Annotated in this window: 22 protein-coding genes and 1 other annotated feature; of the genes, 14 read left to right on the top strand and 8 right to left on the bottom strand. The window is 49.5% G+C overall.

The features are described from left to right. Nucleotides 1–14 precede the first annotated feature (14 nt). From hisC to hisL, 4 genes are all read right to left on the bottom strand, one after another. Entirely contained in the window at nucleotides 15–1,088 is a 1,074-nt protein-coding gene (gene hisC, locus A6301_RS16550) for a histidinol-phosphate transaminase (RefSeq protein WP_234258289.1), read from the bottom strand. After that, nucleotides 1,085–2,413, bottom strand: coding sequence for a histidinol dehydrogenase (gene hisD / locus A6301_RS16545; protein WP_234258288.1), 1,329 nt, complete (start codon nucleotides 2,411–2,413; stop codon nucleotides 1,085–1,087). Before hisD ends, hisC begins: the two co-directional genes overlap by 4 nt. A gap of 5 nt (nucleotides 2,414–2,418) precedes the next feature. Further along, nucleotides 2,419–3,318 (bottom strand): ATP phosphoribosyltransferase, encoded by a 900-nt coding sequence (gene hisG / locus A6301_RS16540; protein ID WP_107169737.1) that lies wholly within the window; start codon nucleotides 3,316–3,318, stop codon nucleotides 2,419–2,421. Nucleotides 3,319–3,367: 49 nt separating this feature from the next. After that, nucleotides 3,368–3,489: a sequence feature (His leader region), on the bottom strand. After that, nucleotides 3,465–3,512 (bottom strand): his operon leader peptide, encoded by a 48-nt coding sequence (gene hisL, locus A6301_RS16535; protein ID WP_106389040.1) that lies wholly within the window; start codon nucleotides 3,510–3,512, stop codon nucleotides 3,465–3,467. It overlaps the preceding feature by 25 nt. An 827-nt stretch (nucleotides 3,513–4,339) precedes the next feature. Here hisL and A6301_RS16530 point away from each other — a divergent pair. From A6301_RS16530 to A6301_RS16520, 3 genes are all read left to right on the top strand, one after another. Further along, entirely contained in the window at nucleotides 4,340–5,203 is an 864-nt protein-coding gene (locus A6301_RS16530) for a hypothetical protein (RefSeq protein ID WP_234258287.1), read from the top strand. A 91-nt stretch (nucleotides 5,204–5,294) separates the two neighbouring features. After that, nucleotides 5,295–5,723 carry a hypothetical protein gene (locus tag A6301_RS16525; protein ID WP_234258286.1) on the top strand — a complete coding sequence of 143 codons (429 nt, stop codon included), beginning with the start codon at nucleotides 5,295–5,297 and terminating at the stop codon, nucleotides 5,721–5,723. A gap of 255 nt (nucleotides 5,724–5,978) precedes the next feature. Then, nucleotides 5,979–6,821 (top strand): SDR family oxidoreductase, encoded by an 843-nt coding sequence (locus tag A6301_RS16520; protein ID WP_234258285.1) that lies wholly within the window; start codon nucleotides 5,979–5,981, stop codon nucleotides 6,819–6,821. A 52-nt stretch (nucleotides 6,822–6,873) separates the two neighbouring features. On the opposite strand, the gene A6301_RS16515 is transcribed toward A6301_RS16520, so the two are convergent. From A6301_RS16515 to A6301_RS16505, 3 genes are all read right to left on the bottom strand, one after another. Further along, a complete protein-coding gene (locus A6301_RS16515; RefSeq protein WP_234258284.1) occupies nucleotides 6,874–8,826 on the bottom strand; it encodes a methyl-accepting chemotaxis protein in 1,953 nt (650 codons plus the stop codon). Between the two features lie 400 nt (nucleotides 8,827–9,226). Beyond that, nucleotides 9,227–9,928, bottom strand: coding sequence for a response regulator (locus A6301_RS16510; protein ID WP_107169732.1), 702 nt, complete (start codon nucleotides 9,926–9,928; stop codon nucleotides 9,227–9,229). An 85-nt stretch (nucleotides 9,929–10,013) separates the two neighbouring features. Further along, nucleotides 10,014–11,618 (bottom strand): sensor histidine kinase, encoded by a 1,605-nt coding sequence (locus A6301_RS16505; protein ID WP_234258283.1) that lies wholly within the window; start codon nucleotides 11,616–11,618, stop codon nucleotides 10,014–10,016. Nucleotides 11,619–12,035: 417 nt separating this feature from the next. On the opposite strand from A6301_RS16505, the gene A6301_RS16500 reads away from it, so the two are divergent. From A6301_RS16500 to A6301_RS16450, 11 genes are all read left to right on the top strand, one after another. Beyond that, entirely contained in the window at nucleotides 12,036–13,406 is a 1,371-nt protein-coding gene (locus A6301_RS16500) for a 2-hydroxycarboxylate transporter family protein (protein ID WP_168444500.1), read from the top strand. 130 nt (nucleotides 13,407–13,536) lie between these two features. Then, complete coding sequence (locus A6301_RS16495; protein WP_107171159.1) at nucleotides 13,537–14,421, top strand: fumarylacetoacetate hydrolase family protein; 885 nt, start codon at nucleotides 13,537–13,539, stop codon at nucleotides 14,419–14,421. Nucleotides 14,422–14,505: 84 nt separating this feature from the next. Continuing rightward, nucleotides 14,506–15,570, top strand: a complete 1,065-nt coding sequence (gene citC, locus A6301_RS16490; protein WP_234258389.1) for a [citrate (pro-3S)-lyase] ligase — start codon at nucleotides 14,506–14,508, stop codon at nucleotides 15,568–15,570. Nucleotides 15,571–15,593: 23 nt separating this feature from the next. Next, nucleotides 15,594–15,884 (top strand): citrate lyase acyl carrier protein, encoded by a 291-nt coding sequence (gene citD / locus A6301_RS16485; RefSeq protein WP_107171157.1) that lies wholly within the window; start codon nucleotides 15,594–15,596, stop codon nucleotides 15,882–15,884. Then, complete coding sequence (citE, locus tag A6301_RS16480) at nucleotides 15,884–16,759, top strand: citrate (pro-3S)-lyase subunit beta (RefSeq protein WP_107171156.1); 876 nt, start codon at nucleotides 15,884–15,886, stop codon at nucleotides 16,757–16,759. The genes citD and citE overlap by 1 nt, the downstream gene beginning before the upstream one ends. A 53-nt stretch (nucleotides 16,760–16,812) precedes the next feature. After that, nucleotides 16,813–18,342 carry a citrate lyase subunit alpha gene (gene citF / locus A6301_RS16475; protein WP_234258282.1) on the top strand — a complete coding sequence of 510 codons (1,530 nt, stop codon included), beginning with the start codon at nucleotides 16,813–16,815 and terminating at the stop codon, nucleotides 18,340–18,342. A gap of 26 nt (nucleotides 18,343–18,368) precedes the next feature. Next, nucleotides 18,369–18,896 (top strand): citrate lyase holo-[acyl-carrier protein] synthase, encoded by a 528-nt coding sequence (citX, locus tag A6301_RS16470; protein ID WP_205542215.1) that lies wholly within the window; start codon nucleotides 18,369–18,371, stop codon nucleotides 18,894–18,896. Beyond that, nucleotides 18,874–19,779, top strand: coding sequence for a triphosphoribosyl-dephospho-CoA synthase CitG (gene citG, locus A6301_RS16465; protein WP_107171153.1), 906 nt, complete (start codon nucleotides 18,874–18,876; stop codon nucleotides 19,777–19,779). Before citX ends, citG begins: the two co-directional genes overlap by 23 nt. 272 nt (nucleotides 19,780–20,051) lie before the next feature. After that, nucleotides 20,052–20,807 carry a flagellar brake protein gene (locus A6301_RS16460; RefSeq protein WP_107168267.1) on the top strand — a complete coding sequence of 252 codons (756 nt, stop codon included), beginning with the start codon at nucleotides 20,052–20,054 and terminating at the stop codon, nucleotides 20,805–20,807. A 446-nt stretch (nucleotides 20,808–21,253) separates the two neighbouring features. Next, nucleotides 21,254–21,475, top strand: coding sequence for a hypothetical protein (locus A6301_RS16455; protein WP_107168266.1), 222 nt, complete (start codon nucleotides 21,254–21,256; stop codon nucleotides 21,473–21,475). Continuing rightward, nucleotides 21,465–22,844 carry an APC family permease gene (locus A6301_RS16450; RefSeq protein WP_107168265.1) on the top strand — a complete coding sequence of 460 codons (1,380 nt, stop codon included), beginning with the start codon at nucleotides 21,465–21,467 and terminating at the stop codon, nucleotides 22,842–22,844. Before A6301_RS16455 ends, A6301_RS16450 begins: the two co-directional genes overlap by 11 nt. Before the next feature lie 58 nt (nucleotides 22,845–22,902). On the opposite strand, the gene sbcB is transcribed toward A6301_RS16450, so the two are convergent. Continuing rightward, the gene (gene sbcB, locus A6301_RS16445; protein WP_234258281.1) at nucleotides 22,903–24,330 is read right to left on the bottom strand and encodes an exodeoxyribonuclease I; all 1,428 of its coding nucleotides are present in this window, start codon (nucleotides 24,328–24,330) and stop codon (nucleotides 22,903–22,905) included. Nucleotides 24,331–24,367 lie beyond the last annotated feature (37 nt).

The raw sequence follows: 24,367 nt of genomic DNA, 5'->3' as shown, positions 1-24,367 counted from the left end.
TGAGCTCCTTAAAATTAAGCGTTGATGCCCGGCAATGATTGTAATGCAGCAACAACGCGTTCACATTCGTAGCGGTTGCCGATAGTAATGCGCAAACAGCCTGCGAGGCTGGGTTGCTTGTTTTGGTCACGTAGAATAATGCCCTGATCCCACAGCGTTTTAAATACCGCAGGAGAGGCGGTAAAGCGCACCAGCAAGTAATTACTCTCGCTGTGGAATACCTCTTCAATGCAGGGAATATTTTTCAGGGTATCGCTTAACCAGCGGCGATTGGCGGTAACCTCTGCAACATTCGCCTTCATTTTGGCGATCCCTTCGTGGCTCAGCGCCTGCGCGGCGATATCCGCTACCGGGGTGGACAGCGGATAAGGGGCAATGACTTTAAGAAGGAGTTGAATCACTTCAGGGTTTGCCAGCGTAAAGCCACAGCGCAACCCGGCGAGTGAAAAGGCTTTGGACAAGGTACGCAGAATCACTAAATGAGGAAACTCGTCCAACCAGTCAGCGGTTGTCGCCTGCGGACAGAATTCAATATAGGCTTCATCGATAACGACCAGCGCTTTTCCCTGTGCTAATGTGAGTAATTGACGTAAATCTTCCCGTGCAATCAGGTTGCCGGTCGGATTATTCGGGCTGCATACGTAAATGACTTTGGTGCCATCCAACTGTGCCTCAATTGCCTCAAGATCCAACTGCCAGTCTGATTTGCTTGCCGCCGTGCGGCGTTCCACACCAAATGTTTCGGCGCTGACGGCGTACATGCCGTAGGTTGGTGGACAGAACAGGATGGCATCTTTCCCCGGTTCGCAGAACGCGCGGATCAGCAGCTCGATACCTTCGTCGGCACCGCGGCTGACCAGAACCTGTTCCGGCTGAACACCCGCATACTCGGCGTAGCGGTTGATGACCAGTACCGGCTGACATTCTGGATAGCGGTTCAACGTTTGCAACGTTAACTGAAATTCCGGTGCTTCAGGATATTCATTGGCATTCAGCCAGACATCACCGTTACCGCCCAGACGACGGGCAGATTGATATGGGGTCAACGCACGGACATTTGCACGTGCCAGTTCTTCAATGCTGCTCATGCTTGCTCCTTCAGTGCTGCAACACGCAGGGTAACGGCGTTTTTGTGGGCGGTCAGCTGTTCGGCCTGTGCCAAGGTTTCGATTGTCGGTGCCAATTGCAGTAACCCCTGCGGTGTGAGCTGCTGTACGGTCATGCGCTTCTGGAAATCGGCCAGCCCCAAGCTTGAATACGTCGAGGTATAACCATAGGTCGGCAGAACGTGGTTAGTACCAGAGGCGTAGTCGCCAGCGGACTCCGGTGACCAGTCGCCCAGAAATACGGAGCCGGCGCTGGTGATGTTATCAACCAGTGATTCGGCATCGCGTGTTTGGATGATCAGGTGCTCTGGGCCATATTGATTGCTGATTTCAACACACTGCGCCAAATCACGCGCGACGATGACGCGGCTGCTGGCTAGCGCCTGACGTGCGATGTCTGCACGAGACAGCAGGGTGAGCTGCTCTTCAACGGCATCCGACACGGCTTTTGCCATTGTCGCGTCTGGTGTAAGCAGAATGACCTGTGAATCTGGACCGTGCTCTGCCTGCGACAGCAGGTCGGAGGCGACAAACGCTGGCGTCGCACCGCTGTCGGCGATCACCAACACTTCGGATGGGCCGGCGGGCATATCAATCGCTGCGCCGTCAAGCTGCTGGCTGACCTGACGCTTGGCTTCCGTGACGTACGCATTGCCGGGGCCAAAAATTTTGTCCACTTTCGGCACACTATCGGTGCCAAATGCCATCGCAGCAATCGCTTGCGCGCCACCAAGCTGAAAGACTTCTTTAATGCCGCACAGCTGTGCAGCGTACAGTATTTCATCGGCAATCGGCGGCGGTGAACACAGCACCACACGACCGCAACCAGCGATGCGTGAAGGTGTTCCCAGCATCAGCACGGTTGACGGCAGCGGAGCCGACCCCCCCGGAATATACAGGCCGACAGTCGCGATAGGACGAGTGAGCTGCTGGCAACGTACGCCTGGCTGCGTTTCGATATCGACAATCGGCAGTTTTTGCGCGTTGTGGAATGTCTCAATGTTACGTACGGCGATCGCCATCGCCTGTTTGACGTCATCGCCCAGACGGGCGGAGGCAGCGGCAATCTCGGCCTCGGTGACGCGAATCGTATTTACCTGAACCTTATCGAACTGTGCACTGTAGTCGCGTAACGCGCTATCACCGCGGCTTTTTACGTTTGCCAGAATATCACTCACGACGGCGCTAATGCGGTCTGAGGCGGAAATGGCCGGACGTGTCAGCAACTGACGCTGCTCTTCTGCTGAACAGCGCTGCCAGTCAACGATCGTGCTGAAACTGCCGATGCTTTTGGTGTTGTCAGCCATCGCTATCACTCCATCATTTTTTCAATAGGTAGGACCAGAATAGAGCTGGCGCCTAACGATTTCAGCTTTTCCATGGTTTCCCAGAACAGCGTTTCGCTGCTGACCATGTGCATTGCAACACGGCTTTGATCGCCAGCCAGTGGCAGGATGGTTGGGCGTTCGGCACCTGGCAGCAGGGCAATGACTTCTTCCAAACGTTCGCTGGGCGCGTGCAGCATAATGTATTTGGATTCACGCGCCTGAATCACGCCTTGCATGCGGGTCAGTAATTTATCGATCAGTTGCTGTTTCTCGGCCGGCATTTCGCCGTCGCGTTGAATCAGACAGGCTTTGGAGCGGTAAATGACTTCGACTTCGCGCAGGCCGTTGGCTTCCAGAGTGGCGCCGGTTGATACCAAATCGCAGATGGCATCGGCCAGACCCGCACGCGGTGCCACTTCGACGGAACCGTTAAGCAGACAGGATTTGAAATTGACAGATTTTCTGTCGAGGTATTGTTTGAGCAGGTGAGGATATGAGGTGGCGATACGTTTGTTTTGCAGGCATTCAGGGCCGGTATAAGCCTCATCCAGCGGCATCGCCAGCGACAGGCGGCAACCGCCAAAGTCCAGCCGGCGCAGCGTGAAATAACGTGGATCTTCGCCCTGTGCACGACGATTTAACAACTCTTCTTCCAGCACATTTTCACCGATGATACCCAGGTCGACCACGCCATCCATCACCAGACCAGGGATATCGTCATCACGCACGCGCAGGATATCAATCGGCATATTTTCTGCGAACGCGATCAGGCGCTGTTGCTGTAAGTTGATTTTGATACCGCAGCGTGCCAGCAGCTCGCGTGAATCGTCGCTCAGGCGGCCTGACTTCTGCATTGCTATCCGTAAACGTGTTTTATCCAGCATGGAAACCTCATTAACCTGTCAAATTTAAATTTTTGGAAATAGAGCGCGCATAAAAAAACCCTCGGAAGATGATCTTCCGAGGGCTCTCTTTGTGTTCTGCGCCACTGGAAGATCTGAACGTCTTCCAGCACCAACTGCCCGAAAGACTAATCAGGATGATGGTGATGATGGTGGTTAAACAGAACGCGTGTCATAAGATGTCTCTTTGTTGTGTCAGTATTTATTAAACGAATATCGGTTTGTCTGCCGAATAACCTAAACCATGTGCGGGCTGTTGTGCAACATTTTTTTAGCAGTTCTGGGAAGTTCGTTTTGGTTGGTAGTATCACCAGCATAATCACGTTGGATATCGGCTCTTGATAGGCTGAAAACCTGTTGAAATCGGGTCGACTCCGTCAAGACGGGCATAAAAGCCGTTTACTCTGTAGGTGTAGGTGTAGGTGTAGGTGTAGGTGTTAATCACAGATCCCTTGCAAGAGAGAACGGCAGAGGAAAAAGGTATCGACTGTGGGATTGGGATGGCTCGGTGTGTCGCTGGCTCTAACACATTGAAAATATATTCATGCTAATAAATATTATTTTATATGATTTTTTGTGACTCAATTAAATATCGATTAACGATGACTGGTAATCATTATAAAATAATGAAGGTTTTATGTTTCTCTATATATCATTTTATTTTTTTATCGGAAAATATTTGATTTCTATTTGGTTGGTCGTAGTATGTTTTAGATTTTAGAGGTAATCGAATCCCAATGTTGCTACGTGCCATTTATCGCTAACCCAAACTCAGCGGTGAAATCATATCCTTAAAATAAATTGAGGTTCATGACGGAGTGTATTTATTTTCAACAACGCGAAGTGTCAGCCCTTAAGACGATGCCAATTATGGGACTCGTGCCGTGAAAAAGAAAGAGAAACTTCGCAGAAAATGAATCTGACTAGCCAGAAAATTACCTTCGGCGAGAGAGATGATGCCTATATCTGTTTTACGTCTTAACACGAAATAATGGAGTGTTACATGAATGGTATCGGTAATATAAGTTTATTTACGATGCTGCAACGTGCAAGGAGTCAATACTTTAATGCAAATGTTAGTCGTTCTTTTAATCTAAGTCAGGTTATTTCTTCCAATCAAGGTGGTATTGGCGTAAAAGTGTCACTATCGGATGAATCAATATATAAAAACCTAATCACAAGCATTCAAACTAATACGGTTGAAAGTATTGATGGCATGAATAAAAAAGGAATTAAAGAAATCTGGGAGATTGTCGCAAATGGTAAGGGAAACGCGGAGGCAGATTATCTAAAGGATAGCCCGAAAAGTGATGATGAAGCCCGATTAGCCTTGGCCAAACAAGCGGCGGATTATGTCGCTTCTGGTGAGAGCGGGCGTAATCCCTTTGAAGGTGTTGAGAGAAAAACGCTATCGGCAATCGCCTATGATGAGTCTGGCTCCTTTACGACATCGGAGCGTTATGCCGCTTATCTTCAGCTAGGGAAACAAGATAATTCATTTGAAAATTCTGTTTATTCAGCAACATCGATGGGGTTAGACGGTGATGACATTGTCGCATTGAAATCTAAACTCATCTTAATATCAGGAATGAGTGATGCTGAAAAATCTGCGAAGGGCATCACCCAAAACGCTATTGACCTCAATGAATTTGAACTCACGGAAATGGAATCAAAGACGGAAAAAACATATCAAGGATTAAAATATGACAATCTTAAACCAGATATTGCGTATGATTTGTTGGCAGCAGTGAAAAATGCAGACGGAAACTTTAGTTGGCAATCTCAATCTTCGCTGACACTTTTTTTCGCTATAAAGTCAAATGATGAAATACCTGCAATAAATAGCATGATTTACATAGCAGAGTAATTTTTTATTGGATGGCGCAGAGCTGAATTTTTTTTCCGCTCTGTAATCAATCGTAAAAAGCACAGTCGATAATAAATACAAGGAGATAAAAATGAAAAATCATCTACGTTTCTGGTTGTTAGGTGGGGTGCTGGTTCTGCCAGCTATGGTCGTGGTGGCCGATGCTACCGCAGCAACAACAAGAAAAGCAGAAATTAAATACTCGGTCTATGGTGGAGAAGCGCTAACAAAAGTTGCTCAGGAATGGAATGCGACATTTCCTGATTTCGTCGGGAAAGGCGCGACTCAAAACGGCAGTTTTCCGATGTATAATGCCTATAGCCAATATTCTACAAGTGTGACGTACCGGAACACCAGTGGTGAAATATGTAAATTTACCGCCGGATATGTATTAAATAGTACTGGCCCTACTTTTAGCTCATCAGCAGAAAAAATAACGCCGAATGCCTATTGTTCTATTAGTATTTACCCCAGATATAGTCAACCGTATGAATTTACTATGAATATATCAATGTATTAGTAGGTAGTCTCGTTTATATGCACGTTGGGGCAGTGCTTTCAGTATTGCCTCAACATTTGCGTTTTAAACGGATATCGCCCCGATAGGATTCTGTTTCAATCTGTTATTCCTTTTTTCATTAAACATTGCCATCATCTCACTAAATAAGGTGTGTATGCAGAATGCGATCGTCTGGCGTGTGTCGTTAACGCTTCTATCTGAAAATGCCAGAGCAACCTAATATGAGATGATATGCCATAGAGAGAAGAGCCGCAGATGAAAAAAGTATCGATTGTGGGATTGGGTTGGCTAGGTATGCCATTGGCTCTGGCGTTGAATGGGCACGGTTACCATGTGGTGGGATCGAAAACTACGTCTGATGGCGTTGAAGCCGCGCGGATGAGCGGGATTGAATGCTATCAATTGGCTCTGACGCCTGAACTGGAATGTGACGCTGACGAGCTTGGCGCATTACTACAGGTTGACGTATTAATTGTGACGCTACCCGCCAGCCGAACGGCGGAAGGGGGCGAGGGGTATGCGCAAGCGGTACAGCAGTTGGTGAATATGGCGCGGGTGTATCATGTTCCGCGTATCATCTTTACCAGTTCCACCTCGGTATATGGCGACGGCAGCGGTACAGTAAGAGAAACCTCTCCGCTACAGCCGACGACGGTAGCAGGTAAGACGCTGGTGTCCCTTGAACAGTGGTTGCAACATTTACCGGATATCTCCGTGGATATCTTGCGCCTTGCGGGACTGGTCGGTGGCGATCGCCACCCTGGACGTTTCCTGGCCGGAAAAATCAACCTGCCGCGCGGCAATCATGGTGTGAATCTGGTCCATCAGGAGGATGTGCTGTCGGCGATCCTATTGCTGCTTAAGCTACCGAACGGAGGGCATGTCTATAACCTGTGCGCGCCGGAACATCCTGCCAGACTGGACTTTTATCCTGAACAGGCACGCAGATTACAGGTATCTCCGCCGCAGTTTGCACCGGTGACCGATAGCTCGCAGGGTAGGATTGTTGATGGGCAGCGTATCTGTCATGAGCTTGGGTTTGACTATCAGTATCCTAATCCTTCAACGATGCCGCTGAATGAGTGTTTACCGCGTTAAGAACTCGCGTTGTGATGCGCCCGGATGCGCGAGGCTATCCGGGCGGGAGGCGTTAGAAGGATGTCCAGTCGCTTTCTGATGAAGGCGTTTTTTTGTCTGTCGTTGACACGCGTTTTGGCAACGCGTGGCGTGGCGTTGCAGGTGACGCGAGTGAGGCTGCGCGATTGTCGGATTGAGACACGCGGAAGTGCTCAAGTAATCTTTCTAACAGCACGGCCTGCTCTTCCAGCGAATTGGCGGAAATAGAGGATTCCATCACCAGCGAGGCGTTTTGCTGTGTGGTGGTGTCGAGCTCGCTGATAGCCTGCGCGATTTGCCCAATACCCCGGCTCTGTTCCTCAGAAGCGGATGAAATTTCCCCCATAATGTCGTTCACGCGGGAAACGGAATCGACGATTTGCTCCATGGTTTCTCCGGCAACGGCAACAAGATGGCTACCCGCATTGGTGCGTTCGACCGATTCTGATATCAGTGCTTCGATGTCTTTGGCTGCCTGAGAGCTGCGCTGCGATAAACTGCGTACTTCGCCTGCGACCACAGCAAAACCACGACCTTGTTCACCAGCGCGAGCGGCTTCAACTGCGGCGTTCAGCGCCAGAATGTTGGTCTGGAAGGCAATGCTATTGATGACTGTGGTGATATCGGCAATTTTCCTGGAACTGGCTGCGATATTGTCCATCGTCGTCACCACCTGTTTCACGACCTCGCCGCCTTTAAGCGCATTTTTGGAAGCATCGGCTGCGATCTGGCTGGCATGCTTGGCATTGTCGGCGTTGTTTTTCACCGTTGAGGTGAGTTCTTCCATACTGGCCGCGGTTTCAACGACTGCCGCCGACTGTTGCTCGGTGCGTGACGACAGATCGCTATTGCCTGTGGCAATTTTACTTGCCGATTGGCTGACGCTGCCTACGCTGTCCCGTACTTCGGAAATAACGTGGCGTAACTGTTCATTCATTGTCCCCATTGCGTGGGTGAGCCTTCCCAGTTCATCGTGGCGATCGGTATGAATCGTCGTGGTTAGGTCGCCACTGGCAATGCGTTCTGCCAGCGCAAGGTTATGGATGATGGGTCTGGTGATAATCCGGGTAATATAGATTGAAATGATGATACCGATAATGACGGCAATGAGGCCGATAATCATCGTGATGGTGGCAGAGTTATAGGCTAATTCATCGTTTTTCGCCTTGATAATGGCAGTGAGCGCGTTGATGTCCGAGCTGCTTTTTGTTCCTGCTCTCATGACCAGATATTCTGCTTTTTTCACGTCATCGAAAGCGGTGTAATAGTCAGCATTAAGCTGTTGGTATTGTTTAATGTTGTTTCGTAATGCATCAGCCAGATCTTTCAGGTCGGCAGGTAAAATCGGTAATGCCTGGTAGGCTGATTCCGTCTCTGCATAACGCGCATTCAGCGCAGTTAATGTTTTCTCATCTTTTGTTATTTGCAGCTCATAACTCAGCTTTTGCACTTCACTTAACAAGAAAGCCTGTTTGCTAATAGCGTAATAAGCCTCATTATCGGGGAATGCGCTGGTGTTATGAATGGTCTGAGCTATACGCTCTAATGTAGCTTGCGTGTGCAGTTGATTCACTTTCCCCTGAATCTCAACCGCTTTTTGTGTTGCAACGGACATGGCGGAGACTGCTGTCTGAAAACCTTCTAAATTTTCTTTTAAGCTGTTGATGTGGCCTAATTCATCGGTGCTCCAGGCCAGCGCTTTTGCACTGTCTGTTAAGTCCGTGGCGCTTTTAACAAATTTAGCCAGAATATTTTTTGTATTTTCATCGGGTGCGTAGAAATATTTAACACGATTTATCTTTGCCTGAAAGACCTCAATGTTTACGCTATAAATAAGATTCGTTTTCTCATAAATATCTCGAATAGCAATGAATCTGTTCATACTAAGCGATGAGGCAATAATCACGAGTAATAAAATAATGCCAAATCCCGCATACAGTTTATGTGCAATTTTTGTGTTACGAATTCGACTAGCAAGATGCTGCATTATAACTCTCCATGTATGACGCTTTTTAGTAAAAAAATGACTACGATTACACTTTTACCTACTAGGAGTTATCGGGCTTTGTTATCCCTATGTTAGTGTCAACGTCGGGGATAATAACGTTCTGTGATGAGCATCAAGATGGACTGTGCAAATGCATAGTTTTTTATGTAAATACTGCCAAAATAACGTAGCTTACTGATTATTTAACGATTTATTTGTTGGCTAAATATCACTAACGTATTGGTGCCAGCCCTGACACAATATCAGGGCTAAAAGGCCAAATGTGACTATGTTGTCTAACTGGCACCCGGCGTTTATTTTGGTGCGGGTGGATGTTTGCTATTCCTCATTTTGTACGTGCACTCGTTGCCAGAAACACATCGCTGAGTGGTTGCCTCACCTAGTTGGCGATCTTTGTGCGGTATAACCGACGCGGATGACCAATTTTGCCGTAACGCATTTCGATATCGAGGAACTGGTTCTCGACGCAGAATTCAAGATAGCGGCGCGCCGTGGTTTTACTGAGTCCTGTCTTTTCGACGATATCGTCGACGGAATACAGTGTCTCGTCGCTATCATTGGCAAAAATCTGTTTGATCAATCCCAGCGTGTTCTCCTCAATACCTTTTGTGGAGGCGGAGGGGACCGCGCCAGACGATTGCAACTGATAGAGAATATCGACATTCTGCTGATCGACAACTTTGTATGTGTGCTGGGTCTTTACAAATTGAATAAAGCGCTCCAGCGAAGAACGCAGTCGTGGGTAAGAGAGTGGTTTGATTATGTAGTCAAAAGCCCCGCAGCGAATCGCCTGAGCGCAAGTATTCATATCGCTGGCGGCGGTAATAAAAATGACGGAACAGTCCATTCCTTTGAGTAATTGGCTTTCAATCAGCGAAACCCCTTCACCATCGGGCAAATAGTTATCAAGCAGGATAAGACGCGGTTTATGCTGCTGAAGGAGCTTTTTGGCTTCAAAAAGCGTAGCGGCAATGCCGACGACATGCAGATTGAAGTTTTTTTCAATAAATTCAGCATGAATATTTGCCAGCTTACTTTCATCTTCAACGATTAAAACATCGAAATGTTCAGTGTGCTGCATGGTATGAATCCCTGTTAGTATCTGAAAGATAAGTAAAATATAGCGCCCGTTATACTGCGATCTGCCTAATCTACGGCAACGCGAATTATTTAGGATCTAGCGGTATAAATAGGGAAAATATGCTGCCATTCGGCTGGTTGGCCGAAACTTCAATGATTCCCCGGGCCTGATTAACGTAGCTGGCGACCAGATGCAGTCCTAGCCCGTGATCGCCTTGTGTTTTACTGGTCACGCCCATTTCAAACAGGCTATCGGCAATCGCCGGCTCGATCCCTGTTCCCTGATCGGCGACTTCAATAACCAGCTCTTGTTCGCTGTCATAAATGTACACTTCGACAGGATAATGCGGCGTAATCATGGCCAATGTGGCTTCCATCGCGTTATCCAGCAAATTACCAATAATGGACATCAGCTCCGTTTCACTCAGTGCGGCAGGAATATGGGTGAGCTGGCAGCGTGAGTCGAAAACAATCTCAATGCCTTTTTCCCGCGCTGTCGCGTACTTGCCCAGCAGCAGCCCGCACAGCGCGGGCGAACAGAAACGACGGGAAACAAAGTCCAGCACCACCTGTGCGCTTTCTGACTGTGCCTCAATATATTTGATGGCTTCGTCGTAGCGTTTTAAGTGCAATAGTCCGGCCAGCGTTGCGGTCCAGTTCAACTGCTCATGCCGCAGAATGCGCAGGCTGTTAGCGTAGCGTTTCACCTGGCTGAGCTGCATGCTGAGCGTATGAATGTCGTTTTTACTGCGGAAGCTGATCACCCAGCCTTGAAGCTCATCTTCCAGCATAATTCGTACCCGGCTGGCAATCACCGTGGCGTGGTTAAAACGACAGACTTCATCGTGGGTATCGCTGCTCCACATCGCTTCGCCAGAAAAGAAGGGCACGGGTTTAATGACGTCATCGACAGGTTTCCCACGTAATAGATGAGAAGGGGCGCTCAGTCCGAGGATCTCTTTGGCAGCATGGTTAATGGCGGCAATGCGGTGCTGTTTGTCGATCGCGATGACCCCTTCGTAGATCGATTCGAGTAATGCTTTCTGCTGCCTGACCAGCATGCGGATCTCAAGGGGTTCGAGGCCAAACATCTGTTTTTTCAGATTACGTGAGAACCACCAGGAGAAAACAAACAGTGCGACAAACATCGCCAGAATGGCCAGCAGAATACGCGCCAGTTTACTAAACGTTAGGCTATCGATGTGAGTTTTCAGATAGCCCACGGAGACAATACCGATCACCTGACCATCAGCAATAATGGGTGCTTTACTGCGTAGTGAGACGCCGATGCTGCCGTGGCGCACGGTGATAGCGCTTTTTCCCGCTAATACGTCGAAATTGTCTCCACCGACCATCTGTGTGCCGACGAGTTGATCATTTTCCGCATACTCAGAATGAAACAGGTGGCGCGCTTGATTATCACCGATCACGATATAACTTGCATCGCTGCGCTGTTTTAATTGCTGGGCGAGGGTATATATCTGTTTGATATTTCTATTTTTCACCGATTCAACCAAGGTTGGAATGATGGCGATCTCTCTGGCCTGCACCTGTGCTCGTGTACCCAATTCCGAATAGAGCTGTTTATCGATATCATGATAATAATAGATACCCGTCATTAGCAGTAGCGAAGAGAAGAAGACGATCAAATAGATAAATAATTTGATATGAAAGGAAAGTCTCAATCTCATGATACACGTGAGCCTGTGGGTTAACTAAAAAGTGACTGAATTTATCATGAATGCTATTAAGAATGGACTGAGATAAAAAGACTTGTGAGCAATAACACGTTTAAATATGTTGTTACCAATAAGGCGATAGAAATAAATAGATAAAATTAAACGACTCTGTTTTGTTTAATAAACAACTTAATTACTTTTCATCAACATAATCATATCTAGGAAATAAAAACCATAAACACCATAGAAACCTTAAAATTTATCGTGAGTGTAAAATCATCTAACTGCCTATCTAATAAACAAATTATTAATATAAACCATAAAAACCATAAACGCCTTTAAAACTCAATTTTTAATTTGAAGGTAATCACATAATAATATTCACCAGCTCCTTATGATGCGCTGACAAAATAAAACGAGGGCTGGGTTATGAGTACGACTGATGATTCATATATTGTTGTAAATAATGAAACGGCTGGGAAGGTTTCATTAAAAGAGAAATGGTGGCACATTCTGGATACCTATAAAGTCGGTATTATTCCCGTGCCGCTGTTTGTGCTGGCAGGGGTATTAATTGGTATCGACTGCCTGAATGGCAAACTGCCAAGTGACATCGTTGTCATGGTGGCAACGCTGGCATTCTTCGGGTTTGCCTGTGGTGAATTTGGCAAGCGTTTACCGATTATCGGCAAGATGGGGGCGGCGGCAATCTGTGCAACCTTTATCCCTTCGGCGATGGTGCATTATGGCCTGCTACCAGACGTTGTTGTTGAATCCACGACCAAGTTCTACAAAAGTACCAACATTCTGTATCTCTATATCTGCTGTATTATTGTCGGCAGCATAATGAGCATGAATCGGCAGACGCTGATTCAGGGTTTCCTGCGTATTTTTTTCCCTATGTTGTGTGGTGAAGTTGCGGGAATGCTGGTGGGTATGGGCGTGGGTATTGCGCTAGGCCTGGACCCGTTCCAAATATTCTTCTTCCTGATTCTGCCTATTATGGCTGGTGGGGTGGGTGAAGGTGCAATCCCGCTGTCTATCGGCTATGCCGCGATTCTGCATATGGATCAAGGTGTCGCTCTGGGGCGCGTATTACCTATCGTGATGTTGGGTAGCCTGACGGCGATCATCATTGCCGGTATTCTGAATCAGTTGGGTAAACGCTATCCACACCTGACTGGTGAAGGTGAGTTGATGCCGAATAAAGGTAATAGTCTGGGCAACGGTGAGAGCAGCGCACCTGCTTCTGCCTTTAGCGGTAAAGCCGATGTGACGACCATTGCTTCTGGCGCGCTGCTTGCCATCCTGCTGTACATGATCGGTATGCTGGGCCACAAAGTGATTGGCCTGCCTGCACCAGTTGGGATGCTGTTTGCCGCTGTGTTGGTGAAATTGGCTCACGGTGTTTCACCGAAAATGCTGGAAGGTTCCCAGGTCGTTTATAAGTTCTTCCAAACGTCGGTAACGTACCCGATTCTGTTTGCTGTTGGCGTGGCAATTACGCCGTGGCAGGAATTGGTGAATGCCTTTACGATTCAAAACCTGCTGGTGATTATTTCTACTGTTGTGACGTTGGTTGCGACTGGCTTCTTTGTCGGTAAAAAGATCGGCATGCACCCGATTGATGTTGCCATTATTTCCTGCTGCCAGAGTGGGCAGGGTGGTACTGGTGATGTCGCAATTCTGACAGCAGGTAACCGCATGGTGTTGATGCCATTTGCGCAGATTGCCACACGTATCGGCGGTGCGATTAATGTTTCGATTTCACTACTGATACTCGCCAACTTTTTAGTCTGATGTCATTGAGGAAATAAAAAGAGTCTGAGCTAAAGAAATAATGTTTCGAGACAGACGGCATTGAAAACTCACATGAGTTAACGAAATAAAACCGCTATTACACGTAGGTTTATTTTGCACAGGAAATATTATGAAACTTGCAAGCTATCGTTATAACGGTAAGGACAGTTACGGCATTTATACGGCAACGGGGTTAATCGATCTCGGCAGTAAAATTGGCCACCTTTACCCCGATCTGAAAACATTGCTGGCGCAGAATGCGTTACCTGTTGCACATGAATTTAGTACGAATGTGTCGGATATCCCAGTTGCAGATGTGACATTCCTACCGGTTATTACCACACCAGGGAAAATATTGTGCGTAGGTATGAACTATGCCGCTAAGCGTCAGGAATTTAATGAACTGAATCCTGCGCCAACATTATTTGTGCGTTTTGCGGATTCACAAACTGGACACGCGACACCCGTTATCAAACCGCATTATTCCAGCGAATTTGATTATGAAGGGGAACTGGCGGTCATTATCGGTAAAGGTGGGCAACATATTTCTCGGGATGTCGCGCTCTCTCATGTCGCAGGCTACAGCTGCTACATGGATGGCTCTGCGCGTGACTGGCAGCATAGCTGGTTTACCGCGGGCAAAAACTGGCAGAAAACCGGTGCGTTCGGCCCCTGCTTAACCACCACGGATGAAATTCCCGATCCGCATGTGCTGGCAATCCGCACGTATCTGAATGGCCGCATGGTACAGGATGACAATACCAGCAGCATGATTCACAAAGTCGCTGAATTGATTGAATACATCAGTACCTTCACCGAACTGAGTGCGGGCGATGTGATCATCACGGGCTCGCCGGGCGGCGTGGGTAAAAAACGCAATCCGCCGCTGTTTATGAACGCAGGTGACTGTATTGAAGTTGAAATCGAAAACATTGGCCACTTGCGTAACACAATAGTGGATGCTGCGGTGCCAGTGAAATCGGTTCCGACTGTTGCCGAAGTCGCTGTGCACTAAGTTCAGGTGCCTGGCGTGCTGGTGTGAAAACCGGCACGCCTGCAATGAATGTCCTAACTAATTCGAGTCGCAGGAAGAACCGTGATGTATGCCAATGATTCCGTCTTTTTTGACACGCTGGATGTGCGCCTTCGGGAACAGGAGAGGGACGGAGTACGACAGTTCCTTGCGCACTGCCAGCTCGGCATGGATGACGATATTGACATCGTTGTTGTGGGTAAACGGGGCGGGCGATTGATCGCCTGTGCGGGTCTTGCCTCCAACACCATTAAGTGCGTTGCGGTCGATCCTGAATTCAGACACCTCAATCTTGGCGTGCAGGTAGTGAATGAAGTGATGCAACAGGCGGCGCAGCGCGGCTTGTTTCACCTGTTTCTCTATACCCGACCGGAAAATGTCGACGTCTTCCGGGGATGTGGTTTTTACCCGCTGGTGTGCTATCAGGACAGTGCGGTGCTGATGGAAAACACACCGATTGGCATTCAGCAATATTGTCAGTCTTTGGCGACGTTTGCGCAGCCCGACGTGCTCGCGACGCAGGCAGAGAAAAAGATCGGTGCGATTGTCATGAACGCGAATCCTTTCACGTTAGGCCACCGTTACCTGGCGGAACATGCGGCGCAGTCGTGCGATTGGCTGCACGTATTCGTGGTACGGGAAGACGTTTCTTTTTTCCCGTTTAGCGAGCGTCTGAAGATGGTGCAGCGCGGTGTGGAGCATATTCAGAATCTGACGGTACATACCGGTTCGAACTACATGATCTCTAAAGCCACGTTCCCCGGTTATTTCCTGAAGGAAGAGAAACTCATAACCCGCGCTCATGCGGCACTGGATTTGATCATTTTCAGGAAATACATCGCGCCAGCACTCGGTATTACCCAGCGCTTCGTCGGCACAGAACCCTTTTGCCCGGTGACGTATCAGTACAATCAGGATATGCACTACTGGCTGGAGAAAGACCAGACGGTGTCTTCCCCGGCGCTCAGCGTGATTGAAATTGAGCGGAAACGGCAACCCTCAGGATTAGCCATTTCCGCCTCAGAAGTCAGGAAATTACTCAAACTCCGGCAGTACAGCCATATTCGGGACATCGTGCCACCCTCAACCTTTGAGCATTTACAGCACTATTACGAACCCGAGTACGCATAATTAAAATTAATCAGGATAAATCTATGAAGATTGTTAAGGAGTCCCTGGCGGGCACCTTTGAGTCCAGCGATTTGCTGGTCAAAGTGGCACCGGCAGAGGGGAAGCTCACCGTGGTTATCAACAGCGAAGTCATTAAGCAGTTCGGTCATCAAATTAAACAAGTCGTGGATGACACGCTGAAAGCGCTGGGTGTAGAGGAAGGGACCATCATTGTGGATGACAAAGGCGCATTGGATTGTGTCATCCGCGCTCGCGTGCAAAGTGCGGTATTGCGCGCCACAGACGGACAGCAGATAGAATGGGAGATATTATAATGAATAAGCTTCGCCGCAGTATGTTATTCCTCCCAGGCGCAAACGCCGCCATGTTGTCCAATGCGTTCATCTATAAACCTGACTCCATTATGTTCGATCTGGAAGATGCGGTATCCCTGCGGGAGAAAGATACCGCGCGCCTGCTGGTTTTCCATGCGCTCCAGCATCCGATGTACCGTGATATTGAAACCGTGGTGCGTATCAACCAGCTCAGTACGCCGTTTGGCCTGCTGGATCTTGAAGCGGCCGTACGCGGTGGTGCTGATGTGATTCGTCTGCCAAAAACCGATTCCACTGACGATGTGAATGAACTGGAACACCATTTGGTGCGTATCGAAAAGGCCTGCGGTCGTGAAGTCGGTTCTACCCGCATTATGGCGGCGATTGAGTCTGCGGTGGGTGTGATTAACGCCGTTGCCATTGCACGCTCTTCTGAACGCATGATCGGGATTGCGCTGGCCGCATTTGACTATGTGATGGATATGCAGACGGAACGCGGTGATGGCACAGAACTGTTTTATGCCCGCTGCGCGGTGCTGCATGCGGCTCGCGCTGCCGGTATCGACGCCTTCGATGTGGTCTACCCCAACGTTAACGACGATGCTGGCTTCCTAAAAGAAGTTGAATTGATCCGCAAGCTGGGCTTCAACGGTAAATCCCTCATTAATCCGCGCCAGATTGAGTTACTGCATAACGCTTATGCCCCGACGCAGGATGAAGTGGACTATTCCCATCTGGTGATCAACGCCGCCGAAGAGGGCGAACGTGCCGGTCTGGGCGTCATTTCCCTGAATGGAAAAATGATTGACGGACCCATTATCAACCATGCCAGAAGCGTGTTGGAACGTGCTCAGGCCTCCGGCGTTCGCAAATAGCTATTGCGTGGTGACACCGCAATAGCCGTTCTCAGGAATTACAGGATTAGACAATGAGTCATTTTATTGAAGCACTGCAACAGCAGTACCCGGAAAAACGTCATTTGCGAGCCTTCGCTAACGCCAATCAAAATACGCCGTGGCTGAATGATGTTGCCCAAAAACATGAACGCAAACTGTGTACCGATCTGGAAGAGGCGATTCGTAACAGCGGACTGGAAAATGGGATGACAATCTCTTTCCATCACCACTTCCGCGAAGGCGATAAGGTGATTAATCGGGTGATTGATACACTGGCACGCATGGGCTTTCGCGATCTCACGCTGGCATCCAGTTCGCTGATGAGCTGCAACGCGTCGCTGATCGACCATATCAAGGCGGGCGTAGTTAGCCGAATTTACACCTCTGGGATGCGCGGCAAGCTGGCTGATGCCATCTCCCACGGATTAATGAAAGAACCGGTACAGATTCATTCTCACGGTGGCCGCGTCCATCTGCTGCAAAGCGGTGAGCTGAATATCGATGTCGCTTTTCTGGGCGTCCCGTGCAGCGATGAATTCGGTAACGCCAACGGCACCACTGGGAAATCCAGCTGCGGCTCGCTGGGCTATGCCATGGTTGATGCGCAGTTTGCTCGCAAAGTGGTGCTACTGACGGAAGCGGTAGTGCCGTTCCCAAATATGCCTGCCAGCATCGTGCAAGATCAGGTGGATTATATCGTTCAGGTCGATGAAGTGGGCGACCCGGCCAAAATCAGCGTCGGTGCGGCGCGTGTTACCAGCAACCCGCGTGAATTGCTGATTGCCCGTTCAGCGGCGGACGTGATTGAACATGCCGGTTATTTCACCAACGGTTTCTCGATCCAGACCGGTTCCGGTGCGGCTTCTACGGCCTGTACGCGTTTCCTTGAAGATAAAATGCGTCAGCAGAATATTGTGGCACGCTTCGCCCTCGGCGGTATCACGGGCGGTATTGTCGATCTTCATGAAAAGGGGCTGATCGAAAAACTGATCGATACCCAGTGTTTTGATGCCAATGCGGCCGCATCGCTGGCGAAAAATCCTAATCATGTCGAGATTTCCACTAACGTTTATGCCAACCCAAGCTCTAAAGCGGCCTGCTGCGATCAACTGGATATGGTGATTCTCAGCGCGCTGGAAATTGACACCGACTTCAATGTCAACGTGATCACCGGCTCTGATGGCGTGATGCGCGGTGCATCTGGCGGACACTGTGATGTTGCGACGGCAGCGAATCTGACCATCGTCGTTGCGCCGCTAATTCGTAGCCGCATCCCGACCGTGGTGCGTCAAGTGACGACGCGGGTTACGCCGGGAGAAAGTATTGACGTACTGGTGACCGATCACGGCATTGCCGTTAACCCGGCACGTCCTGAGGTTGCTGAACGCTTGAAACAGGCGGGGCTGAATGTGATGACGATTGAAGCACTTTATCAACGTGCGATTGCACTGGTCGGCGAACCACGCGCTATTGAGTTTCACGATCGCATCGTCGGTGTTATTCGCTATCGTGACGGCAGCGTGATTGACGTCGTTCGTCAGGTGAAAGAAGCCGACGAATAAGCGCTAAATACATGAGGGAATCGACGATGACAAAGGCTGTTTCCATCTCGCTGGAAACCTTACTCGCGGCGAAGGAACGCCGCGCAGTTCGTCAGCAAGAATGGCTCGCCCGGCACGGTGCGACGCTGGTGTCACTGACGCTGGTTACTCCGGGGCCGATAAAAGATAGCGAAGGCTACCGGCAGGTGATGGCCGAAGCCATCAAGGCATTTTCCTCGTTATGTCAGACGCGAGGCTGGACGGTGTTGGAGCAGCAGACATTCTGGTTGGCAACCGGTGCAGAAGGGCTGTGGGCCATCACCAAAGACGCGTTGTCGGTGAAAGCAGCCACCATTGCGCTGGAAGATAGCCATGAACTAGGACGGTTATGGGATTTCGACATCTTCAGCCCGCAAGAAGGCGCGATTAGCCGGTCAATGTTGGCGCATAGTGGACGCGCCTGCCTGTTGTGCGATCGGATGGCACACGCCTGTAGCCGTTCGCGCCGCCATTCGTTGTCTGAGCTGCTTGAGCACATAGAGGAAAGGGTCAATGCCTACTTTACGTCAGTCTGACGGTGTGCTGTCTGCCACGGCATCTCATTCTGCACTGCGTGAATATCGGGAACGCTACCCGTTGCCCGATATTGGGCTACGGGTGGCGCGTGCGCTGACGATGGAAGTCATGTTGACACCAAAGCCAGGTCTGGTGGATCGCGCTAATAACGGGTCCCATCGGGATATGGATGTGGCGTTGTTTCAGACCAGCATTCAGGCAATTGCTCCCTGGTTTGGACATTTTACCGACGCAGGCTATCAGCATACCAACGTACCGCGAGAGCAACTGTTGTTTCAGGTTCGGCCTATTGGCATTGCCTGCGAACAGGCAATGTTGTCAGCAACGAAAGGCGTGAATACCCATAAAGGTGGAATTTTTGCGTTTGGCCTGCTGTGCACTGCCGCGGGTTGGTTGGCGGGGCAGGGAAAGCGTGTCACGCAGCGTAGCCTGTGCGATAGTGTTTCCGTTATGTGCAGCGATCTGGTGCGTAATGAGCTGGAAACGTGTTCTGGGGCGGCAACGGCGGGTGAACATCTCTATCAGCGCTATGGTTTGACCGGTGCGAGGGGAGAAGCTGCCAGCGGTTTTAATACCGTATGCCAGTATGCGTTACCCACCTTGCAGCAGGCGATTGCTGCCGGTTTGGATGAAGAAACCGCGCTGTTACGAACGCTATTGGTGTTGATGGCTCACAATCCTGACACCAACGTGGTCTCACGTGGTGGAATGGACGGATTGGCATTTGTGCAGAATTATGCGCAGAAATTACTGGCTGGCCCGCTGGATCGTCAGGCGCTGATAAGAATGGATGAGGCGCTGATAGCCAGAAATCTTAGCCCTGGCGGCAGTGCCGATCTATTGGCTGTAACCTGGCTGTTGTATCACTATCCTGCCGAATAGTGACCGAATGTGATAAAGGAGCGGACTCGCGTCGATAAATTTCATCATTTGACCGCTCTTGAAAACTTTTCTATTAATACGCTAAAGTTGTTGAGGAAATTGTCGATACCGTTTCCACCTATTTATATCATGTAATTTCAAGCGCCCGCGTAATCGTTTTTAATAGGCCGCCAGAGTGTCATTGTATTAGCACTTATGGGACTTGAAAGATAACGGAGAGGCGTGCATCAATATAAGCCATTGACACATAATCCATGTAAGTAATGGTGGGGATGAAAGCGGTGAATGAAACTTTGAAAGAGCAGTTTGTTAAGCGCAACAAACTGGCTATCTGTGCAACGCTGCGCGAATTAAAGAAGAATGATACGTCTCTGATGGTGCATCATCCTCACGGACAATTCATCAGTAAAATTCTTGATGTCGTACCCGACAGCAACCTGTTTGTCTTCGATTTAGGTGGCATTGCGCGTGAAAACAACCGTGCGCTATATGCCGGAGCGCTGTCTTTCGTCGCCGAACCTGCGGGTGCGAAAGTTGAATTTAATGCTGAAATTGCAAAAACCGTGACTTACGATGGGTTACCCGCTTTCAGTGCGCAAATTCCTGAACTCCTTTATCTTATCCAGCGTCGAACCTATTTCCGTATCAACACGCCGCTGTGGCCGCCGTTGACGTGCCGTGGCGAACTGCCGGATGAGAGTGTTTTCACGTTCACCATCAAAGATCTCTCTCTGGGGGGATTGAGCTTGTATACCGACCGTGATACCACGGGGTTGCTGACCGAAGGCGATATCATTAAAAGCGTGGAAATGGATCTTGCCGATCACGGTTTCTTCTGCGTTGATTTGCAATTTGTCGGCCAGGCGATGGTGAAGGTTGTCGATAACAAAGGGGAAGTGAAACTCACGCAGCGTCTGAGCTTCAAATTCCCTGCACTGAACGCGGCGCAGGAGCGCGACCTTCAGCAGGTGATTTTTGAGTTGGAAAGATTACAAAACGAAAAGAAAAAGCGGTTCCAGGAGTTGTAATTTTTAAACGCAACCCTTTTTTTGGGCTTCACACATAACAGCAACGTTTTTCATTACGAATATTAACGTATTACCTGACTTATTTACGCCTAACTAATGCGAGTCGCAGGACAAAATGTGATTGTTTTGAATGCGAAAGCCAGCGTACACGCGGCTTGAAGTATATTGGGGATAAATAAATGGTTTCCAACGTTCTCAGAGCCTTGTCAGATGAGATCGTCTGGTGCAAAATACGCGCCTTGCAAAATAACCGACGTCTAATAGCGTCGGTTATTTTTTTACATTTATGCTCGTCATACTTCAGTTACAGAGGTATTGGTGTGGTTTCGTACCTTCTTCTCTGTAGTTTAGGTTTGCTGGGTATAGGGTCTTCAACGAAAGAGGCCGGACAACGATCCGGATAGATAATTTTGTGTGTGCCTGTGAGCACAGTGAGGAAAGGAAAGATGGGGCAATCAGTAAGTTTCGCACCGGTGCCCGCCGGTTTGTGCTGTAAAGGTATTGGTTATGGCGCGACGTTGTCGCAAGTTATCTCTGGTGCTGTTTCAGCCACCTCTTCTCATCGTGATTCAGGCGAGTCCTGTATCCACTCCCGTATTTTCAGTACGTTTGCGTACGACAGCGCTGCTGTAGCCGTGATGAACGGAGGTGTGCGTCATGTCGCTTGATACGCATCTGTCTACTTCTGGCACGACTTCTGCAAAACGCGCTCAGTTAAAAAGAACGCTCACGTTGTGGCCCGTGGTCATGATGGGGCTGGCCTATATGCAGCCGATGACCATTTTTGATACGTTCGGTATCGTGTCTGGCTTGACTGACGGTCATGTGGCTACTGCCTATGCGTTTGCGCTGGTCGCCATTCTGTTCACGGCGTTGAGCTACGGCAAATTGGTAAAACGTTTTCCGTCCGCCGGTTCGGCGTATACCTATGCGCAAAAAGCGATTAGCCCGCACGTTGGGTTTATGGTTGGTTGGTCGTCACTGCTGGACTATCTGTTCATGCCGATGATTAACATTCTGCTGGCGAAAATCTATCTGGAAGCGATTTTCCCCGGTGTTCCGTCATGGATTTTTGTGGCGGCACTGGTTGGGTTAATGACGCTGTTCAACCTTCGTGGCATTAATCTGGTTGCTAATCTGAACTCCATTATCGTGGTCGTACAGGTTGCTATCATGGCGGTGTTCCTGGGGCTAGTGATCCACGGTGTGTATCTGGGTGAAGGAGCGGGTACGTTGACCAGCACGCGTCCGTTCTGGTCTGAGAACGCGCACGTCGTGCCGATGATTACCGGGGCAACCATTCTCTGTTTCTCGTTCTTGGGATTTGACGGCATCAGCTCTCTGTCGGAAGAAACGCAGGATGCTGGTCGAGTGATTCCCAAAGCCATCTTCCTGACGGCGCTGATCGGCGGCGTGATTTTTGTTGCTGTGGCCTACTTCCTGCAACTGTACTTCCCTGATATCTCGCGCTTTAAAGAGCCGGATGCGTCTCAGCCGGAAATTATGCTGTATGTGGCAGGTAAATTCTTCCAGTCCGTTATTCTGGTGTTCTCCTGCGTTACGGTTCTGGCATCCGGTATGGCCGCACACGCTGGCGTGTCGCGTCTGATGTATGTGATGGGGCGTGATGGCGTGTTTCCTGAGCGTTTCTTCGGCTATATTCATCCCAAATGGCGTACGCCATCGTTGAACGTGTTGCTGGTTGGCGTGATTGCGCTGTCTGCGGTGTCGTTCGATCTGGTGACAGCAACGGCGTTGATTAACTTTGGTGCGCTGGTGGCGTTTACGTTCGTGAACCTATCGGTTATTTCACAGTTCTATATTCGTGAACGCCGTAACCGTACCGTGAAAGATACCATTAACTTCCTCGTGTTGCCTGTACTGGGCGCGTTAACGGTGGGAGCGCTGTGGGTGAATTTGGAAGCCAGTTCGATGACGTTGGGTCTGGTGTGGGCGACGATCGGATTGCTCTATCTGGCGTTTGTGACGCGCAGCTTCCGTCAGCCAGTGCCGCAATGTAGTGAAGAGCCAGTATAAGCTCGTTGATGATTTAGCTATGAAAAAGCGGAGCCTGTGTGCTCCGCTTTTTTATGTCCTATCCCACCAATTCCTGCGCATAAGCGTACAGCGCTTTGAGCTGCGCCATCTTCTCTTTATCGTCTTCATGAAGCTGATACAGATCGCTGAGTTCTGACAGGTAAGACTGCAATCGTTCCGGCGTAAATACCGTACGCCGATGTTGCAGCCAGCGCTGCTGTTCGCGGTCATCCAGCGTGCCGGGGAAATTGCGGGCACGATAGCGAAAAAATAGCGGTTCCAGCCGATTATCGGCAAACGTGAGATCCAACGCGGGGAGATTCTGCGGCGCGGTCTCCTGAATAATTTTCATCGCCATACGGTCGGCATCGCCAAAGAAGCCATCATAAAGCCGTAAATCAACATCATCAGACGCGACAAATGCGGGGGCTTCGGCAAACAGCTCGACCACTTTTTCCCTAACGCTCGCGTCGTTGCGCAGCAGCGCCAGATTATCCAGGCAGCGTTGACGGTCGATGCCCAATCTTTCCGCGTCTTCGGGCCGTAAAGTATTGGCAGGTGCTAATACTGGACATTTATTGATGTGCACCAGCTTGAGTGGAACCGCGCTCTGATCGGCTTCAAGCGCATCCCGACGGGTATATAACCGTTCACGCAATGTCTCGCTGTCCAATTCCAACAGCGGTGTCATATCCCCTGCCAGATCGCACATGATGACCGCATTACGGTTGTCCGGGTGCCAGGCGAGCGGTACAACCCAACTGGTGTTGCTTCTCGCTGCACCAAACATGCCGGAAACGTGAACAAGCGGTTTCATTTGCGGAATATCGATCAGCGCGGAAATTTTATTTTTATTACGCAGTGGGAACAGATACTCAAATAGCTTGGGTTGCGCCTGCTTAAATAGTTTCGCCATTGCGATGGTGGCATAAACATCGGACATCGCATCATGCGCCTGCTCGTGCGCAATGCCGTTTGCTTTAGTCAGGTGCTCAAGACGGAAACTGGGCAGACCGTCATCATTTTCTGGCCAGACGATGCCTTCTGGCCGCAAGGCATAGCAGGCGCGTAACGCATCCAGTAAATCCCAGCGAGAATTGCCGTTTTGCCAGCTGTAAGCGTAAGGATCGTAGAAGTTACGATAGAAAATATTGCGGCTGACTTCATCATCAAAGCGAATGTTGTTATAGCCCATAATACAGGTGCCGGGTACGCTGAACGCGTCGTGGATTTGACGGGCGAACTCCGCTTCATTCACGCCTTTGGCCAGCGCGGCCTGCGGGGTAATGCCCGTAATCATTACCGCTTCCGGTTCCGGCAGGTAATCATCGGCCGGACGGCAATAAATAACCAACGGCTCGCCGATAATATTGAAATCCATATCGGTTCGGACACCTGCAAACTGCGCCGGGCGATCGCGCGCGGGATGTTTGCCAAATGTCTCGTAGTCGTGGATGAAAAAAGTGGGTTGTGTTTTATCGGCCATATATGCAGTTAGCTACGTCTACGCGCTGGGCCTGTAG

Source organism: Pectobacterium sp. IFB5596 (assembly GCF_021432585.1).
In the GTDB taxonomy this organism is placed as follows: domain Bacteria; phylum Pseudomonadota; class Gammaproteobacteria; order Enterobacterales; family Enterobacteriaceae; genus Pectobacterium; species Pectobacterium punjabense.
This window is presented reverse-complemented; position numbering and strand designations above follow the sequence as displayed.